The organism is Nocardia yamanashiensis NBRC 100130, assembly GCF_001613325.1.
Classification (GTDB): domain Bacteria; phylum Actinomycetota; class Actinomycetes; order Mycobacteriales; family Mycobacteriaceae; genus Nocardia; species Nocardia yamanashiensis.
In genome coordinates, this window is the sequence record NZ_BDCD01000018.1 from 202,636 (window position 1) to 220,868 (window position 18,233).

At 70.3% G+C, this 18,233-nt stretch carries 17 protein-coding genes; 7 read left to right on the plus strand and 10 right to left on the minus strand.

Features of this window, described 5'->3' with window-relative positions:
• Positions 1-43 precede the first annotated feature (43 nt).
• The 4 genes from NY1_RS45125 to NY1_RS21135 all read right to left on the minus strand — a co-directional run bounded on the left by NY1_RS45125 (position 44) and on the right by NY1_RS21135 (position 5,007).
• Positions 44-796 (minus strand): DUF6319 family protein, encoded by a 753-nt coding sequence (locus tag NY1_RS45125; RefSeq protein WP_067716030.1) that lies wholly within the window; start codon positions 794-796, stop codon positions 44-46.
• 197 nt (positions 797-993) lie between these two features.
• The gene (locus tag NY1_RS21125) at positions 994-1,386 is read right to left on the minus strand and encodes a hypothetical protein (protein ID WP_067716033.1); all 393 of its coding nucleotides are present in this window, start codon (positions 1,384-1,386) and stop codon (positions 994-996) included.
• Positions 1,387-1,545: 159 nt separating this feature from the next.
• On the minus strand, positions 1,546-2,424 hold the full coding sequence (locus NY1_RS21130; RefSeq protein WP_067716281.1) for an SGNH/GDSL hydrolase family protein: 879 nt from the start codon (positions 2,422-2,424) through the stop codon (positions 1,546-1,548).
• Between the two features lie 150 nt (positions 2,425-2,574).
• The gene (locus NY1_RS21135) at positions 2,575-5,007 is read right to left on the minus strand and encodes an MFS transporter (protein WP_067716036.1); all 2,433 of its coding nucleotides are present in this window, start codon (positions 5,005-5,007) and stop codon (positions 2,575-2,577) included.
• A gap of 198 nt (positions 5,008-5,205) precedes the next feature.
• Between NY1_RS21135 and NY1_RS21140 the strand changes: the two genes are divergently transcribed.
• The 3 genes from NY1_RS21140 to NY1_RS21150 all read left to right on the plus strand — a co-directional run bounded on the left by NY1_RS21140 (position 5,206) and on the right by NY1_RS21150 (position 7,290).
• Positions 5,206-5,541, plus strand: coding sequence for a hypothetical protein (locus NY1_RS21140; RefSeq protein ID WP_157762410.1), 336 nt, complete (start codon positions 5,206-5,208; stop codon positions 5,539-5,541).
• Positions 5,542-5,552: 11 nt separating this feature from the next.
• Positions 5,553-6,650, plus strand: coding sequence for a glycosyltransferase (locus NY1_RS21145; RefSeq protein WP_157762411.1), 1,098 nt, complete (start codon positions 5,553-5,555; stop codon positions 6,648-6,650).
• Between the two features lie 121 nt (positions 6,651-6,771).
• A complete protein-coding gene (locus NY1_RS21150) occupies positions 6,772-7,290 on the plus strand; it encodes a TrmH family RNA methyltransferase (RefSeq protein WP_067716044.1) in 519 nt (172 codons plus the stop codon).
• A gap of 6 nt (positions 7,291-7,296) precedes the next feature.
• On the opposite strand, the gene NY1_RS21155 is transcribed toward NY1_RS21150, so the two are convergent.
• On the minus strand, positions 7,297-7,956 hold the full coding sequence (locus NY1_RS21155) for a phosphate signaling complex PhoU family protein (RefSeq protein WP_067716284.1): 660 nt from the start codon (positions 7,954-7,956) through the stop codon (positions 7,297-7,299).
• Positions 7,957-8,141: 185 nt separating this feature from the next.
• Between NY1_RS21155 and NY1_RS21160 the strand changes: the two genes are divergently transcribed.
• Complete coding sequence (locus tag NY1_RS21160) at positions 8,142-9,278, plus strand: AI-2E family transporter (RefSeq protein ID WP_233434414.1); 1,137 nt, start codon at positions 8,142-8,144, stop codon at positions 9,276-9,278.
• Here NY1_RS21160 and NY1_RS21165 read toward each other — a convergent pair.
• Positions 9,275-10,150 carry a DMT family transporter gene (locus tag NY1_RS21165; RefSeq protein ID WP_067716287.1) on the minus strand — a complete coding sequence of 292 codons (876 nt, stop codon included), beginning with the start codon at positions 10,148-10,150 and terminating at the stop codon, positions 9,275-9,277. The genes NY1_RS21160 and NY1_RS21165 overlap by 4 nt on opposite strands.
• 199 nt (positions 10,151-10,349) lie before the next feature.
• Here NY1_RS21165 and NY1_RS21170 point away from each other — a divergent pair, with 199 nt between their 5' ends.
• The gene (locus tag NY1_RS21170; RefSeq protein WP_157762412.1) at positions 10,350-11,261 is read left to right on the plus strand and encodes an esterase/lipase family protein; all 912 of its coding nucleotides are present in this window, start codon (positions 10,350-10,352) and stop codon (positions 11,259-11,261) included.
• Here NY1_RS21170 and NY1_RS21175 read toward each other — a convergent pair.
• The 4 genes from NY1_RS21175 to NY1_RS21185 all read right to left on the minus strand — a co-directional run bounded on the left by NY1_RS21175 (position 11,258) and on the right by NY1_RS21185 (position 14,880).
• Positions 11,258-11,614 carry an immunity 51 family protein gene (locus tag NY1_RS21175; protein ID WP_067716049.1) on the minus strand — a complete coding sequence of 119 codons (357 nt, stop codon included), beginning with the start codon at positions 11,612-11,614 and terminating at the stop codon, positions 11,258-11,260. The two genes, NY1_RS21170 and NY1_RS21175, sit on opposite strands and share 4 nt — an antisense overlap.
• Positions 11,615-11,660: 46 nt before the next feature.
• The gene (locus NY1_RS44650) at positions 11,661-12,554 is read right to left on the minus strand and encodes an ATP-dependent helicase C-terminal domain-containing protein (protein WP_369690446.1); all 894 of its coding nucleotides are present in this window, start codon (positions 12,552-12,554) and stop codon (positions 11,661-11,663) included.
• Between the two features lie 148 nt (positions 12,555-12,702).
• Positions 12,703-14,205 carry a helicase-related protein gene (locus tag NY1_RS45410; protein WP_369690445.1) on the minus strand — a complete coding sequence of 501 codons (1,503 nt, stop codon included), beginning with the start codon at positions 14,203-14,205 and terminating at the stop codon, positions 12,703-12,705.
• 54 nt (positions 14,206-14,259) lie between these two features.
• Positions 14,260-14,880, minus strand: a complete 621-nt coding sequence (locus NY1_RS21185; RefSeq protein WP_067716052.1) for a VOC family protein — start codon at positions 14,878-14,880, stop codon at positions 14,260-14,262.
• Between the two features lie 76 nt (positions 14,881-14,956).
• On the opposite strand from NY1_RS21185, the gene NY1_RS21190 reads away from it, so the two are divergent.
• Together NY1_RS21190 and NY1_RS43085 are read left to right on the plus strand one after the other, a co-directional pair.
• Complete coding sequence (locus NY1_RS21190; protein ID WP_067716054.1) at positions 14,957-15,868, plus strand: NAD-dependent epimerase/dehydratase family protein; 912 nt, start codon at positions 14,957-14,959, stop codon at positions 15,866-15,868.
• A gap of 61 nt (positions 15,869-15,929) precedes the next feature.
• Positions 15,930-18,095, plus strand: coding sequence for a bifunctional serine/threonine-protein kinase/ABC transporter substrate-binding protein (locus NY1_RS43085; protein ID WP_067716057.1), 2,166 nt, complete (start codon positions 15,930-15,932; stop codon positions 18,093-18,095).
• The last annotated feature ends 138 nt before the right edge of the window (positions 18,096-18,233 follow it).

Sequence of the window (18,233 nt, forward strand, 5' to 3'; positions counted from 1 at the left end):
GCCGTATCGAATCGAACGATACGACCGCCATCAGTCGATCTCGTCAGCCCGCGAGTTCGTCGAGTAATTTACGGGCGCTTTCCAATTCGGCCTGCAGCGCCTCCACCTTGGCGCGCTGCGAGGCGCGCACCGACTCCAGCACCCCGTCCACCACTTCGGCGACCTCGGGGTGCAGCAGCTTGGCGGCTTGCGACACAGCGGAACTCGGCACCGGCAGACCCTTGGTGCGCTTCTTGCCCGCCACCACCTCGACGGTCCATTCGCCGTCGGCGGTGCCGAGCAGGGTGACCGTCACCTCGGGCGTCTTGGCCTTCTTGGCGGCCGCGGGCGCGGACTTCTTCGCCGGGGCGGTAGCCGCGCCGCCGGCGGGCTTGGCGGCCGGCGCGGGCGCGCTGGAGGGCTGCGGCGCTTCGGCTTTCGGCGCCGGCGGGGAGACCGGCTCGCTCGGCGGAGTAGCAGGCACGGCTGCGGGCGACGGCATCGTCACGGTGGAGTCCTTCCTGGTTGCCGATTTCGGTTTCACACCGGCGGCCGCGTCCTTGCGGGCCGGTTTGGTCAAGGTCACCTCGGTGGGACCGAAGGACAGTACGTCTTTCGAACCGGTCGGCTTCACCTGCAGGAAATCTCCCTCGGATGGATCACCGAGCGAGATCACCTTTCCGGAACGGCCTTCCGGTACTCCTACGGCCGACGCCGTGAACCACACCATAGGCGGGCGGCCAGCGTCGATCTCGTCGGCTATCTGCCGAATCTCGGTCTCCGACAAGGGCTGTGCTTTGGTGCTACGGGACGACATGGGGCTCTCCGGGCGGACGGCTGGACATCTGCGTGCCAAGAGCATGCACCATGGCACCGACAAATCCACATCCGAAGATTTCGTACCCCCATCGCCGCGCTGGTCAGCGAACGTTCAGCACTTCCGATTCGTGCGGCCCACCGAGCATGGCGGCGGCTCCGATAGTAGGCGCTGACGGTCCCCGCCGCGCAATTTCGCTACAGCTGCTCGACCCCGCGCAGCACGCAGTGCACCGACTGCGGGCGGGTCACCGGATCCAGTTTGGTCTCGGTGGTGAAGTCCTGCGTGGCATTCGGGCCGACGGTCACCTCGGTGCTGGTGCGCTCCAGGGTGGTGGACTCGGGCGTCAGGAAACTGATCACCACCAGATACCGGTGCTCGACCTGATCGCGATTGCTCACCACCGCCGTGGCCTGCCAGCCCGCCGCGGTCCCGTCGCAGGCGGTGACGAACGCGCTGCGCTGCATCTCGGTCATCTCGCCGGCGCGAGCCTGGGCTGCCGAGGGTGTCTCACTCGCCTGCGAACAGCCGGTGAGCACCGCCACTCCACCCGACACCACGCCGACCAACCTCAGCAAAGGGGCGATCATCGAATCTCCCTTTCCACCGCGCACTTTCCGCCCCCGCACCACCATTGCCGCTGAATAGCTGCGGGAGGCACACTACCTGAGGGTCGCGGCGTGTCGTCAGATAACGCCGCTCGCGTGTCGGGGAGCCGGGCCGGTGGAATCGAAATGCCGGCGCGGCTGTCACTCCCGGTTGCGCAGTACCTCCAGCACCTTGCTCGCCTGGTAGTCCGCGCCGAGCTGGTTGGGGTGGAAGGGCACGGCCAGGCCGACCGGGTTGCTGGAGTAGGGCACCAGGCCCTCCACCCAGCGCACGCCCGCGGGCTGGCAGGCGTCGTGGCCGGTGCTGCCGTCGTAGGTGTTGACGAAGTCGACGCCGGTGCCGGCGGCGACGCGGGCGAGCATGTCGTGCAGTTCGATGAGCTTGTGGCCCAGCCAGATCGCGTCGGTGTCGGAGATGGGGATCTGGGCGAAGCAGCCGCCGTCGAGGCCGATGCCCTCGAAGTAGTCCAGGAGCAGGATGCGGGCCTGGGGTGAGCGTTCGCGAATGCCCGCGACGACGGTCCGGACCCGGCCTTCGGTGGCGGCGATGGCCTGGGACATCTGATCCTCGCCGTTCACCACCATGGCGGTCACGCACGGGGAGGCGGTGGGATCGTTTGTCACGCAGTTCATCACGGCCGCGGCCAGGCCCGCGTCATTGCCGCCGATCTCGAGAGTGACCAGATCGGTGGTGGGGGTGAGGCGGTCGAACTGGGGAGCGTTGGTGCCGAGCACGGTGGACTGCGGGGCGGTCATGTTCTTGGTCTCGGCGCCGCCGCAGGTGGCGTCGCGGAAGGTGGGGACGGCGAGGGCGGCCGCCACCTGCTTGGCGTAATTGTTCGCGCTCTGCACGCAATTGAGCGGGGTGAAGGCGGTGGTGATCTGGCTCAGGGTGGCATCGGCCGCCCAGGAATCGCCGAGCGCCACGTACTCGGCGTAGGCGGGCGATTCGGCGGCGGCGGCGCCGGGCAGGCAGGCCGCCAGGGCGGTGGCGGCGAGTAGTGCGTGCGAGATCTTCATCATGTCTCCCCTCGACCGGTCACCACTGAACTGGACCGGTGTCCGGGTGGGAAATTAACAGTGACAACGGAATTCCGCGCGGCGAACGGGGAAATACGCGGTGTCCCCCCGCCGGACCGGAACGGGCGGGCGAGGGGCGGCGCGCGAGCGTCACAGGCGGTCCGCGGATTCCACCCGTTCGTAGCCGAGCAGCACATCGTGATCGACCGCGCCGTCGGCCACCGCCACCCGGCTGAAGACCGGCGGATAGCCGCGCGCCATCACCGTGTACCGGCCCTCCTCCAGATCCGGGACGGTATAGCGGCCGGTGTCGTCGGTGCGGGTGACCGCGATCAGGTCACCGGCCTCGTCCAGCACGGTGATCTGCGCGTCCGGAATCGCCCGGCCCGCATCGGTGAGCGCGGCCCCGGCCAGCACCGGGCGCGGCAGCAATTCCACATCGTGGCGCAGCATTCCGCTCTCCGGCACGGTCAGCGCGACCGCGTTCGGCCGCATGTGCTCGGCCACCGCCACCAGGGTGTAGGTGCCCGCCAGCACGCCCCGGCAGGCGAACGCGCCCTCGGCGGAGGTGACGGCGGAACCGATCACATCGCCGAAGGAGTCGGTGATCGTCACCGTCGCGTTCGGCAGCGGCACACCGCGGCCCGACGAGCGCACCACGCCGGAGACCTCACCGGAACCGACCAGCGCGATATCGAGCTCGTGCGGGCGGCGGCCGACGGTCACCGACACCGCCGCGGGCTGGTATCCGGTCGCCGACACGATGAGCACGTACCCGCCCGGATGCGGGACGCCGATCGCGTACACGCCGTCCGGATCGCCCACCGCACGCGAAACCTGGCGTCCGCGTTGATCGATGAGGGTGAACATGGCATCGGGGACCACCTGGCCGTCCTCGCGATGCACCACGCCGGCGATGGACAGAATGGTCGGCGCGACGCTCGGGACGTACTCCGGCTCGGGTTCGGGCTCCGGCTCCGGCGCGGCCACCGGCATCGGAACATCCTGGAGCGGCAGCTCTTTCATGAACATGAGCACCACCGCGCCCAGCACCGCGACCGCGGCCGAGACGTAGAAGACCCCGCCCATGGCATTGGTGAAGCCGGTCAGGATGGGGATGCGCAGCTCGTCCGGCAGTGCGGCGAGGCCCGCGGTATCGCTCTCCAGCCCGCCCAGTCCCCCGGCGTCGAAACCCGGCGGCAGGGTGCCGCCGAAGGCGTGCAGGATGCGGCCGGGCAGCAGGTTGAACAGGATGGTCAGGAAGATCGCGACGCCGAGCGTGCCGCCCATCTGCCGGAAGAAGGTGGCGGCGGCGGTCGAGACACCCATATCGGTGCGGGGCCCGGCGTTCTGGGTGGCGATGACCAGGGTCTGCATACAGCCGCCCAGGCCGAAACCGATGACGCCGCAATACAACAGCGGCTGCCACAGCGGGGTGTCGAAGTGGACGAGCGCGAACAGCACCGAACCGGCGGCGATCACCAGCGATCCCAGGATGGGCAGGAACTTGTAGCGGCCGGTGTATTTGGTGACCAGCCCGGCCAATTGCGCGCCGATCATGATGCCGATCACCAGCGGCAACATGAAAAGCCCGGCGCGCGTGGGCGAATAGCCGCGCACCACCTGGAAGTACAAGGGCACCAGCACGATCGCGCCGAACATGGCGACGCCGACGATGAAGCCGCCCAGAATCGCCAGGCTGAAGGTGCCGCTTCGGAAGAGCCGCAACGGAATCAGCGCCGAATCCTTCATCAGGAACTCGACGAGGACGAACAGCACCAGCCCGGCGGCGGCGATGCCGTAGCAGAGCAGGGCGCGATCCGAGCCCCAGCCCCAGTCCCGGCCCTCCTGCGCGATGACGAGCAGCGGGACCGTGCCCGCCGCCAGCGTGATCGCGCCCAGCCAGTCGGTGCGATGCCGTTGCCGCGCGAACGGCACGTCCAGCACCTTCGCCACCACCAGCAGCGCCAGCAGGCCGATGGGCACGTTCACCAGGAACACCCAGCGCCAGCCCGCCAGGCCGAGCAGCCGGTCGGCATTGGAGAGCCAGCCGCCCAGCACCGGCCCCAGCACCGTGGCGATGCCGAAGACCATCATGAAATAGCCCTGGTAGCGCACCCTTTCCCGAGCCGGGACGATATCGCCGATAATGGTGAACGCCAGCGACATGAGCCCGCCCGCGCCGATGCCCTGAATCGCCCGGAAGGCCGCCAGCTGGTACATCGACGTGGCGAATGTGCATGCCACCGAACCGATCACGAACACCCCGATCGCGATCAGATACCAGGGTTTGCGGCCGTAGATGTCGGCCAGCTTGCCGTACAGCGGCGTCGCGATGGTGGCGGTGATCAAGTAGGCCGTGGTGGCCCAGGCCTGCTGGTCGAAGCCGTGCAGGCTGTTGGCGATGCGGACGATCGCCACGCTCACGATGTTCTGGTCCAGCGCCGCCAGGAACACTCCCAGCAGCAATCCGGACAGGATGGTCAGGATCTGCCGGTGCGACAGCGCGTCCCCGGCGGGCGGGCGCGGCGGGACGGCCCGCGCCTCGGTGGTATCAAAAGCCTCGGTGGTAACATTCGTCATGTTTGGGGCCCTTGTCGGTTTTCGTCTTCCCTACCTGCGGTACTCCTCGAAAAACCCTCGCCGTTAAGCAATTCGGCGAGCTTACCCGCGCCCTATCAGCCGCTTGAATTGAACCCACCACGGCCGCCGCACGTTTGGCGTAACAGGTGGGCTCGCGCCCGCGGGATCGAGCCCTACATCGGATACGGATGGTGAGCGGTGAGCAGGGAACTCGTGGTCCCCTCCCCCGACTTCGACGACGCGGCGCTCGCCGTCGGAGCACTGATCGGCGCGCACACGGTGGCGGGCCGGCGGGTGCCGACCGTCCGCCGTTCCCACCGCGCCTGCGGTGGCGAACTCCTGTGGCACCTCTACCCCGCCCGCCCCAGCGCTCCGGCCCACCGACGACCGGCATCCGCCGCGGCCGCACCGCCGAGTCCCGTGGTCGATCCCGACCGCGAGCTATCCGGGGCGACGAGTGCGGAACCCCGGGCAGGCGGTTTCGGCGGGACCTCAGGCGGCACTCCGGCGGGCGCCGAGTGGGTGATCTCGTGAGGGTGATGTTCGTGGCGTCGCCGTTGATCGGGCATCTGTTTCCGATGATGCCGCTGGCGGTGGAGCTACGGCGGCAAGGGAATTCGGTGCTGGTGGCAACAGGCGGGGATGCGGTGGGGGCGGTGGCGGGGCAGGTGCGGGCGGTGGATGTGGGGGCGGCGCACGGGTATGTGCGCGGGGCGGCGCGGGGGCTGGCGGCGCATCCGGTGCTGGCCTTGCGGTCGGCGGCGGGGCTGGCCGAACCACGCGGGGCGGCAAGGGTTTTCGCGGGGACGAATGCGGCGATGCGGGAGGAGCTGACGCGGCGGGCGCTCGAGTTCGAGCCGGATGTGGTGGTGCACGAGCCGTTCGCATCGGTGGCGGCGATCGTGGCGGCGCGGCTCGGGGTGCCGGCGGTGCTGCACAATATCGCGCTCGACAACGGGAGCCATATCAGGCTGGAGCTGCTGCGGCTGCTGGGCGGGGCCGAGGTGCCCGCCAGCGCGGTCACGCTGAATATCGCGCCGCCGAGCCTGGTCCGGACGCCGGGCCGGTCCCTGCGCTTCACGCCTTACGCCACAATCGATTCCGTGGTTCCGGAGTTCCTGCGCGAACCCGCGCGGCGGCCGCGCATTCTGGTCACCCGCAGCACCATGCTCGGCGACGGACCCGACGTGATGCTGGCGACGATCCTGCGCGCCGCCCCGGAAGTGGATGCCGAGATCGTGATCGTGCGGCCCAATCACCGCGTGGATCGGGCGGCGCGGCTGCCCGCGAACGTCCGCACGGTCGGCTGGACCGATCTGCACGCGGTCCTGCCCCACTGCACCGCCATGGTCAATCACGCGGGAGCCGGATCGGTATACGCCGCCCTGCGCGCGGGCGTGCCCCAGCTCGCCACCCCCGCGCCCGGCGATCGCCGCTGGAACGCCCGCCTGGTGCAGCGCCGCGGCGCGGGACTCTCGGTGCCCGCGTGGCGGATTCGGCCGCGGCATCTCGACCGGCTGATCTCCGAACCGGGCCTGGCCGAGTCCGCCCGCGCCGTCGCCACGGAGATCGCCGCCATGCCCCCGGTCGAGCGGGTGGCCGCCGAATTGACCGCACTGGTCGCCGGCAAGGGTGCGCGATAAGCCCTTCGATGCGTAAAGTGGGGTGAACGGTTCACATCCCCGTCGATGGCCCGATGCGCCGCGAAGCATCACCGCACATGACTCTCGTTCTGCCCCACGGGAAGGCGCTTCCCGTTCTCCGATGACCGCCGCGCGGCTGCGCAGCCGCGGCGAACTACGCCGCCAGCGCCGTCCCCGCGCCCACGGTTGCTGGAACCATCTCATCGCCGCGCCCCTGTGGCCCATGCACGGCGTCAACCTCGGCACCCTGCTGCGCACCTGTGACGCCACCGGCGCCTGCCTGGCGGTTCCGCGCCTGCCCTGGGTTCCGGAAGCCCTGGAGAAGGGCAACACCTTACGAAAACAGCCGTGCGTGCACTGGATTCAGGGCCGCGTGGACGGCTGGCTGGACCGCCAGCGCGACGGCGGCTCGACGGTGGTGGGCGTGGAACTCACCGACGAATCCATCCGGCTGGCGGATCTCCCGGTGGCGCGACAGCGCACGGTGATGGTGCTCGGCAACGAACGCGCCGGCATCCCGCCCGAGGGCCTGGAGCGACTCGACCTCGCCGTGGAGATCCCGATGGTGGGCACCGGGGCCAGTCTCAATGTGGCGGTAGCGGGATCGCTGGTGCTCTACAAGCTCGCGGGCCTGTGCTGATCCGCCTCAGCCCTCCACCTGCGCGTAGAGCGGAATTCCGGTGTGGAAGAAGCGGATCAGGCGGCCGATGCGGACGCAGTGGTCGGCGGCGCGGCCGTACTGGTGCGCCAGCATGGCGATATCGATGGCCATGGCCGAGCCGTGCGTCCAGTCCGGCGCGGACGCGGTTTCCAGGATCTGGGCGCGCAGGCGGTCGAGGTTCTCGTCGTGCGGGACCAGCACCCGATCCCGGGGCGGGTTCTGGGCGGCGATCACGCGCACCACGGTAGCCACCAGATCGGCGGCGGCGATCGAGATCTCGGACAGTTGCGCGACCACCGGCGGCGGGGCCACGGCATGGGGGTAGCTGTGCACCACGGTGTCGGCGACCCGGCTCAGCGCGCCGCTCACCGCCAGCAGATCGTCGGCGATCTGCATGGCGGTCACCACGTGGCGCAGATCGCGGGCCACGGGCGCTTCCAGGGCGAGCAGGATGACCGAACGGTCCTCGCACTTGGCGTGCTCGACCTGGACCTGCTCCTCGAGGGCGAAGACCTCGTAGGCGGCGGTCAGATCACTGCCCGCCAGGGCCGCGGTGGCCCGCTCCGCCGACTCGTGCGTCAGCCGAGCCATATGTGCCAGCTCATCGGTCAATGCCATGAGCTCGATGGAGAATTTCGTCCGCACTCGCATAGTCTGTCCGCCCGCCCGCACAAGTGCACAATATCGTGGCAAAACCGTTCGCCCCGAATGGCTCTCGGTAGTTTCGCCGCCAAAGTACCTACCGGTCTGAACTAGACGTATCAACCGGGTGCTGGACTCACCGGTGCGTCGTGCCCGGAATTCGCTGCGTAGTGGCCGACACTGGGTCGGTGGCCGACCCAGCCGATCCGCCGGAACCGGCGGGCGAGTCGCTCGACACCGGCGCCGCCGATCCGGGCGGTCGCATGCCGAGCTGGCTGCCGCGCGCCATGGTGCTCGCGCTGGCGCTGCTCGGCGTCTTCGAACTGGCCAACTGGGCCGCCGGCCGCCTGGTCACCATCGCCGTCATGATGACCGTGGCCTTCTTCGTCGCGCTGGCAATGGAACCCGCCGTCGACGCGCTCGCCGCCCGCGGGCTGCCGCGCGGGGTGGGCACCGCGCTCATCTTCGTGGTGGTGATCGCCTGCGTGGCCGGCTTCACCATCGCGCTGGGCGTGCTGCTGGTCGAGACCATGGGCAATGTGGTGAACGAGCTGCCCCGGCTGCTCGATTCCAGCGTGGACTGGGTGAACCACACCTTCAATCAGCATTTCACCCTGAATCAATTGCGCGACAGGCTGTTCAAGGATTCGGATGTGATCAGCGCGTACGCCGAGCGCGCGGCCAACAACGTGTGGGGCGTGTCCAGCACCGTGCTGGGCGGGCTGGCGCAGGTCATCACCATCGCGCTGTTCAGCATCTACATCACGGCCGACGGCCCGAAACTGCGCCGCTCGGTCTGCTCGCTGCTGCCGCCCGCGAAACAGGGTGCGGTGCTGCACGCCTGGGATCTGGCGATCGAGAAGACCGGCGGCTACCTGTATTCCCGGGCGCTGCTCGCCGTCATCTCCGCGGTCACGCACGGGGCTTTCCTGTGGCTGCTCGGGTTGCCGAACTCACTGGCGCTGGGCATCTGGTTCGGCGTCATCGCCTCGTTCGTGCCGACCATCGGCACCTATATCGCCGGGGTGCTGCCGATCCTGGTGGCGCTCACCATTCGTCCGCTCGACGCCGTCTGGATCCTCATCTTCGTGGTCGTCTACCAGTGGCTCCAGGACTACGTCCTGCAACCGCGCATCACCGCCCGCACGGTGGACGTGAATCCGGCCATCGCGCTGCTGTCGGTGCTGATCGGCGGCGCGCTGCTGGGCGCGGTCGGCGCGCTGCTCGCCATCCCGGCGACCGCGACCCTGCAGGCGTTCCTCAGCGAATACGTCAAACGCTATGAGGTGAACGAGGATCCGCGCATCGAGCGCACGAAACGTTAGGCGGGTGCGGGTTCCTTGATCGCGGCCTTGGCCCGGGCGGTGCCGAGGATCGAGCCGAGGATCACCAGCGGGAAGCCGATCGCCATGCCGGCGGTGAACGGTTCGCCCAGCAGGCTGACGCCGATCACGAGCGCCACGGCGGGGTTGATGTAGGTGATGACGGTGGCGCGGGCGGGGCCCACTTCCCCGATGAGCGCGAAGAAGACGACGAATGCCAGGGCGGTGCAGAGCAGGCCCAGGCCGACCACCGACCAGGTGGCATCGGCCGGATAGTGCTCGGGGCGTCGCCAGATCGCGAAGGGGAGGTAGATGACGGCGGCGAGCAGCAGGGAGGCGGTGACGACGCCGATCGGCGGGAGCCCGGTCAGTTTGCGGTCGATGATGATCGGGCCGACGGCGTAACCGATCACGCTGACCGCGATGGCCAGCAGCGCACCGAGATCGGACACGTCGATATCCAGGCCGACCAGCGCCGCCACGCCCGCGATGCCGATGACGAGACCGAGAATGCGGCGGCGGTCCAGGCGATCGTGACCCAGCCGGGTGACCATGACGACCGCGATCAGCGGGACCGCCGCGATGAGCAGGCCGACGGTGGAACTGGACAGCGACGTCTCGGCTTTGCCGATGAGTAGCCAGGGGCCGGTGATCTCGACCAGCGTGTAGGCCAGCACCCACTTCCAGTACCTCAGGACCGGGTAGAAGACCCTGGTGTACAGGGCGATGGGGAGCAGGACCAGCGCGCCCAGGAAGGTGCGGCCGAACGCCACCACCACCGGGTCGAAATCGGTCACCGCGATGCGGATCATGGCGTAGGGGACGCCCCAGATCACCCCCATGCTGAGGAACAGGACCCAACCGCGCCTACTCATCGCCCGCACCGCCATTGCCGCGCATCCCGCACTCCTTCCGAATCACCGGAGCGTATGACACGCCGCCGACAGCCATGACACTCCGCCGGGCGGCGACTATTCCGGCCGAAACGTCCGGTAGGCGCCGCCCTGCGAAGTACTGATGGGCACTACGACGCGTTCCGGCGCCCGACTGTTCCCGCCTGATGAGGAGAAGAGGTTGCGTTCATTGCGGATTCGAGGCGGGGTGCTGGCGGCGCTGAGCCTGATGCTGGGGGCCACCGCACCGGCGGCGGCCGAACCGCTCGCCGGTGCGCCGGGCGCCTGGCCGGTCTCGACATCCTCGACCATCGCGCCCGTGCTGGACTGCGTGCCCGCGGCGGCGCGGCCCGAACCGGTCATCCTGCTGGCCGGGTTCGGCGCGGTCGGGGATATCAGCGCCACCATCGACCGGCAGATGTCGCTGATCACCGGCGGCGTCCGGGCCGAGGGCGGGTGCGCGTATCCGTTCGCGTACGGCATCGTCGGGCCGATGCACGCGGCGGCGCCGATCGCCGAATCCGCCGTGCAGGTAGCGGGTTTCGTCGACGAGGTGCTGTCACGAACCGGTGCGGCGCGGGTGGATATCGTCGCGCATTCGTCCGGCGCGCTGGTCGCGGACTACTACCTGAAGTTCCTCGGCGGCGCACCCCACGTCCGCCGCGTCGCACAATTGGCCCCCGTGACGCACGGAACCACCGCGACCACTCTCACCGCCGGGCTGACGCTCCCCGAATACCCCAGCACACCAGCCGATTTCATGGAATCGACCGGTCTCGCCGGAACTCTCGCCACCACCGTCCCCGCCGTCCGCGGCGCCCTCGACTGCCTCGCGGGTTCCACGGTGATCACCCAGGTCCTCGACGACGGCGTGACCGTCCCCGGAGTCGAATACTCGGTCCTGGCAACGCGCTTCGACCAGGTACTCACCCCACCCGGCACCGCATCCTTCATCACCGAACCCGGCGTCCGGAACGACTTCTACGAGGACCTGCACCCCGAGGCCCCGCCCGCCTCGCACGCGGCCCTGCCCATGCAGCCGGGCGCGGCAGCCTGGGTACTGGACCGGCTCTACGGCGAGCAGGTCTCCTAGTCGAACCACTCCTCCTCTCCGGCGTCGATGAGCTCCGAGAGCAGTTCGCGGTCCGAGAACGCCTGGCGGAGCAGGGTTCCCAGCTGTTGCAGGGCCGCCGCGTCGTCGCCGTAGGCCACGAAGGTGCCCGCCTCGGGGTCGAAACCCATACGCCCCTGCAGTTCCGGGGCGCGCAGGCGGACGATCACCTCGGCCACGCCGGTCCAGGAGTAACCGCCGCCCTCGTAGCCGTGCACGGCGAAGACGTCCTCGAGTTCGACCATGTGGTTGTCGCTGAGCATCAGGCAGTAGTGGCCGGGTTTGTGGTCGTACTCGAAGAAGACGAGCGGGGCGTAGGTTTCGCGATCTGTCATGCGGCGCACTCTACGAACCCGGTCCGACAGCCGCTCACCGTGCTGCTCAGTCCCGGCGGGCATTGCGCGCGGTGCCGCGATGCGCCGCCACGGTCGCCGGATCCTCCGGCCACGCGTGCTTCGGGTAGCGGCCGCGCAGATCCGCGCGCACCTGCGGCCAGCCGTTGACCCAGAACGACGGCAGGTCCGCGGTCACCGCGACGGGTCGCTGCGCGGGTGAAAGCAGATGCAGCAGCAGTCCGGCGCGGCCGTCTGCCAAGCGCGGCGGCTCGCGCCAGCCGAAGATCTCCTGCACCTTGACGGCCAGGATCGGCGGGTCGGCGGAATAGTCCACTCGAATATGGCTGCCGGAGGGCACTTCCAGGCGCTCCGGGGCGAGTTCGTCGAAACGCGCCGCCTCGGGCCAGGGGAGCAGACGCCGCAGGGCTTGGCTGGCATCGATGCGTTCCAGGTCGGAACGCCTTCTGGCAGTGGATAATTCGATCCCGAGCCAGCTGTCCGCCGCCGCGATCAAGGCGGCGTCGTCCACGGCGGGCCACGGCGCGCCGAGCGTCCGATGCAGGAAATCCAGTCGCTGCCGCAGCGCGACGGCGTCGGCATCCCACCGCAACACCCCCGGCCCCTCGGTCGCGAGCCCCTTCCGGAGAGCGGCTTCCACCGCCCCGCGATCCGGATCGCGTAATGGCTTCTCCGACAACATGATCGCGCCCAGCCGTTCCACGCGCCGGGCGACCACGTCACCGCCGAGCCAATCGACCTCGTCGGCCGTGCCGAGCAGATTCGGCGCGACCGCCCGCGCCAGATCCTCATCGGCCGTGGCGGCCAATCGAATCCGCCCTTCCGACTGGCCCGGATCCCGCGAGGCGACCGCGACGGCCACCCATTCGGCATCGCCCAGACCCGAACCCGGCGGCAGCGTCACCGCCGTGCCGCCCACCATGAGATAGCTCGCCGAACCCGCCCCGCGCCGCCGTGCGATCCGCTCCGGCTGCGCCAGCGCCACGACGTACGCCACGTCCCCGGACAGACCGGCGGAGGCGCCGGTACTACCGGATCCGGCCTTCCCGTGTGTGCCACGCGAGCCCGAATCAGACCGGCGTCCGGATTCTCGCGCGTCGTTCCCGGCAGCCGCACGCGGCTCGAGCAGTCGCACAAGTCTTTCCACCTCGCGGTGCCAGCGGCCGGCGGGCTGATTGCGCAAGGCGCGGAGGGCGGCCGCGAGGTCGGTGGACGTTGCCGCCGCATCGTCGTCGAGCAGGGCGACGACCTCGGCGGCGGTCTGCGCGCCGACGGCCGTCGCGCCATCGAGGAGGGCGCGGGCCAGGCGGGGGTGCAGGCCGAGCGCGGACATGCGCTTGCCGCGAACCGTTGCGGCGCCGTCGATATCGGTCGCGCCCAGGGCGAGCAGTGCCCCACGACCCGCGGCGAGGCCGCCGGGGCGGGGGCGGGTCCCACCAGGAGAGCGCGGAGCCGTCGGGGGTGCCCCAGCACGCGAGTTCGAGGGCCAGGCGGGTGAGGTCGGCGGTGCGGATCTCGGGTTCGGGGTAGGGCGGGAGGGTGGCGTGCTCGTATTCGGGCCAGCAGCGCCAGACTCGGCCGGGAGCCTCACGGCCCGCGCGGCCCGCGCGCTGGGCGGCGACGGCGGCCGAAACACGCACGGTGGCCAGGCCGGACAGCCCGCGGCGGTGGTCGATGCGCGGGACCCGGGCCAGACCGGAGTCGATGACGGCGCGCACGCCGGGGACGGTGAGGCTGGATTCGGCTACCGCCGTGGACAATACGATGCGGCGGCGGGCGCCGGGGCGCAGGGCGGTGTCCTGGGCCGCGCTCGCCAGGCGGCCGTGCAGCGGCAGGACGTCCACGTCGTCGAGATCGGAGAGCAGGGTGGCCGTGCGGCGGATCTCGCCCGCGCCGGGGAGGAAGACCAGGACGTCACCGTCGTTGTCCGCCAAGGCGATTCGGGTGGCGCGGGCGACCTGGGCTTCGATGCGTTCGCGGGGCAGGGCGGGCAGGTAGGCGATGTCGACGGGGTGGGTGATGCCGTGCACCTCCAGCACCGGGGCGGGGCCGTCGTCGCCGAGCAGGGCTGAAAGACGTTCCGCCGCAACGGTTGCGGAGGTGGCGAGCAGGCGCAGGTCGGGGCGCAGGCCGGCGCGCGCATCCAGCAGGAGGGACAGCAGCAGGTCGGCGTCGAGGTGCCGTTCGTGGCATTCGTCGAGGACCACCACATCGGTGCCGGACAGTTCCGGATCGTTCTGCAAGCGCCGCACCAGCAGGCCCGAGGTCACCACTTCGATGCGGGTGCTCGCGCTGACCCGCCGATCGCCGCGCACCGCGTATCCGACCGTCTTGCCGACCGGCTCGCCCAGCAGCGCCGCCATGCGGGCCGCCGCGGCACGCGCGGCCAGCCGCCGGGGTTCGGCCACCACGACGCGGCCGCCGGCGCCCGCCGCCAAGGCCAGCGGGACCAGGGTCGTCTTACCGGTGCCGGGCGGTGCGACCAGGACGGCGGCGCCGGTGCGGGCCAAGGTCTCGGTGATCTCGCCGAGGGCCGGGCGGACGGGGAGATCGGGCAGGTCGGGGAGTTCCATTGCCGACCAGTCTGCCGTTGCCCGGGATCGGCGGACCGCTCACCCCCGCCGGGTTCAGACGAGGGTGATGGTCCCTGCGGCGGTACCCAGGGTCGCGATCAGGGCGGGGCGGGCGCCCGCGCCGACGGTGAGGTTCGCGCCGACGGCCAGCAGGCGATCGGCCGCCGCGGCGGGATCGGGGTGGATCGCCGCCAGGGATCGCAGTTCCACCTCGGGCAGTTCGGCCGACGGGTGTGCGGTCGCGCCCCAGTCGATGAGGAACGGGACGATCTGGGTGGGCTCGCTGAAATCGGGGAAGGTCAATCGCCACTCCAGGATTCGGCCGTCCGGGGTGGCCCGGGACAGGTCCGAGGCCGCGCCCGGATCGAATCCGGCGGCGCGCGCGGACTCGACGGCGGCATCGATATCGGTGACCCGCACCGCCCAGCCCGCCAGCCGGGCTTCGGTCAAGCTGTCGATGGCGAACGGCCGCGGCTGCTCCGGTTCGGGCTGTTCCGGATCCGGGCCGATGATCTCCAGGTACCCGCCGTTGCCGAGCCCGAGGAGATAGTTGCGCGTCCCGCGCCCGGGATGCCGCCCGCCCGCAACCGGTTTCACGCCCAGCGCCCGGGCGACGAGGTCGACGGTGGCGGCCAGATCGGGGGTGGCCAGGACGAGATGGTCGAGTTCGCTCACCCCACCGAAGCTAAGCCGCCCCGCCGGTGTTCAGTAGCGTTCCACTCACCGTGATCCCGAGGAAAGGACATGCAACGTGCGGGTACTCGTCACCGGTGCCGCCGGCTACCTCGGCCGCGCGGTCGTCAGCGCGCTCGCGACCGCGGGCCATCAACCGGTCGCCATGGTGCGCACCCCGGCTGAACCGATTCCGGACGCCGCCGAGACCCGCACCGCCGACCTCCTCTCCCTCGCAACCCTCGTGTCGGCGCTCGAGGGCATCGACGCCGTCTGCCACCTGGCCGGACTAACCCGCGCCCGCGAATCCCTCACCGACCCACTCCCCTATTTCCGCGTCAACACCGCGGGCGCCATCACCCTGCTGGAAGCCATGCGAGCGGCGGACATTCGCCACCTGGTGCTGGCTTCCACCTGCGCCATCTACGGCACCCCCGCCTGCCAGCCGATGACCGAACGCACCCCCGACGCACCCCCGCACCCCTACGCCACCAGCAAACTCGCCGCCGAACAAGCCATCACGGCCCAAGCCAACACCGGCGCCCTCACCGCCACCATCCTGCGCCTCCCGAACCTGGCCGGCGGCAACGACACCGACCCCACCCGCCTCATCCCCCGCACCCTCACCGCCGCCGCCACCGGCACCCCCCTGGAAATCAACGGCGACGGCACCGCCCTACGCGACTACCTCCACCTCACCGACGCCGCCGCCGCTTTCCCCGCCGCCCTGACCCACCCCACACCCCCCGTCACCCGCTACAACCTCGGCACCGGCCAAGGCACCAGCATCCTCGACGTGATCGCCGCCGCCGAACGCATAACCGGCCACCCCATCCCCACCCGCCACCGCCCCGCCGCCCCCGAACCCCCCGCCCTCATCGTCGACCCCACCCTGGCCACCACCGAACTCTCCTGGACCCCAAAGCATTCCGCCCTGGACGCCATCCTCGCCGACACCTGGTCCCACCACCCCTCGAACCCACTCCGCTAGCTCCACCAGCGGTTCGCCTCGAAAGCGGTATGGTTTGGGAGGTTTTGGTACGAGGGGCCGAATGGTGCGTGTGGGTGAGGTTTTCGCGGGGTTTCTGATCGAGCGCAAGCTCGGCGGAGGCGGCATGGGGGAGGTTTATCTCGCCCGGCATCCACGCCTGCCCCGGCGAATCGCCGTGAAGGTGCTGGCGCGGGAACTCGCGGCGGACCAGCAGACCCGGGCGCGGTTCGAGCGGGAAGCCGAACTGGTGGCCCGGCTGGACCATCCGAATATCGTGACGGTGCACGATCGGGGCGTCGAGGACGAGCGGCTGTGGATCGCCATGCAGTACGTCGACGGCGGCGACGCCTCGGCGTTCGGTCCGGTGACGCTGCCGGTGGGCGATGCGGTGCGGATCATCCGCGAGACGGCCAAGGCGCTGGACTACGCGCATTCGATGGGCGTCATCCATCGTGATGTGAAGCCCGCCAATATTCTGCTGACCCAGGCCGTGCCGGGTCACGAGCGGCGAATCCTGCTCACCGACTTCGGGATCGGGCGGCTGCGTGACGATACCCAGCAGTTGACGCGGACCGGGACGCTGGCCGCGACGCTCGCTTACGCCTCGCCCGAACAGCTTTCCGGGGATTCGATCGATCACAGGTCGGATCAGTATTCCCTGGCCTGCACGTTCTTCCGGTTGCTCAGCGGGGCGACGCCGTTCCACGCCGAGTCGGCGGCCGCGGTGATCGCCGGGCATCTGAGCCATCCCGCGCCGCGGGTCACCGATCGGCGGCCCGAGTTGCCCGTGAGCTTGGACGAAGTGTTCGCGCGCGGGCTGGCCAAGCGCCCCGAGGACCGGTTCGAGTCCTGCCGCGCGTTCGCCGACGCTGCGGCACAGGCCTTGTCGGCGACGGCCGACACCATGGTCATGTCGCTGCCCTTGGGGAACGAGCCCACCGCGCTCACTGAACCCGAGCCGCCGGCCGTTGCGGGCTCGTCCCGGACCTCGAAGCGCGGCCGCTGGGTCGCCGCCGGTGTGGGCTCCCTGGTGGTGGCGATCGCGGCCGCCGCCGGAATCGTCTGGGCGGTGGACGATTCCAGCCGGAAGGGCGTGGACCTGGGCATCACCCCGAGCAAATCCCATGCCGCGGTCTATTCCGGCTTCGTGCCCCTGAGCCCCATCGATCTGGCGGGAAAGCCTGTCGCGGCGCCGATCCCGGTACCGAACCCCGCCAACGACGGCCGGTTGCCCTGCCCGCCGACCTCGATCGCCGCCGCGCTACCGCTCTCCGGCAAGGACGCCGACCTGGGGCGGACCGTTCTCGGCGGTATCCAGCTGGCCGTCTCCCAGTTCGTTCGGGGTGGTGACAACGCCTGCTCCGTCACGGTCCGCGAATTCGACACCGCCGCCGACCAGACCACGGCGGCCCAGGTCGCCGAACGCATCGCTGCCGACGACTCGATAGTCGCCGTGGTCGGGCCGGCGCTGTCCGGTGAGGTGATCGCCGCCGGTCGCACGTTCGACGATGCGGGCCTGCCGTTCCTCACCCCGGTGGCGACGAATCCGGTGCTGGCGCAATCCGGCTGGACCAATTTCTTCCGCGGCCTCGCCAACGACAACGCCCAAGGCCCCGCCGTCGCCAGATACCTGGTGGACACCGCCGCATTCAGCCGCGTCTGCGTGATCCGCGACAACGGCGGCGGCTTCGGCGGCAATCTCGCCGACGCCGTCACCGAGGAACTCGGCTCCGCCGCCGCCTGTACCGCCCGCATCGACCCGACCGGCGATCTAGACCGGACCGTGCGAACGGTCGCCGCCGCGACCCCCGACGCCGTCTACTACTCCGGCTACGCGGCCACCGCCGCCAAGCTCCTCACCAAGCTCCGGAATGCCGGGATCACCGCCACCTTCGTCCTGGGCGACGGCGGCTTCGATCCACTCTTCCGCACCGACGCCGGCCCCGCCGCCACCGGCACCCTGGTGGCCTGCCCCTGCGGCCCCGGCACCGAACGCCTGCTCACCGACTACCGCACCACCACCGGCCGCCCCGCCTCCCCGCACGCCGTCGAAGCCTACGACCTGACCGCAATCCTGTTGCGCGCCATCGTCTCCGGTCACACCGACCGTGCCGCCATCCGCACCTACCTCCACACCTACCAGGCCGACGGCATCGCCCACTCCTACGCCTGGTCCCCGACCGGCGAACTCACCGACCCCCGAGTCTGGCTGTACCGCGTGTCCTGACCTACCCGTCGCGCCATCCGGACGCGGCCGCGCAACGAATATTTCGAATGTCGATGGGCAGGATTTCGCGACGGCGACTACTGGGTGCCGCTGCGGCGGCGGGGGCGGTCGCCGGTGGTGCGGGGTTGGCGGGCTGTG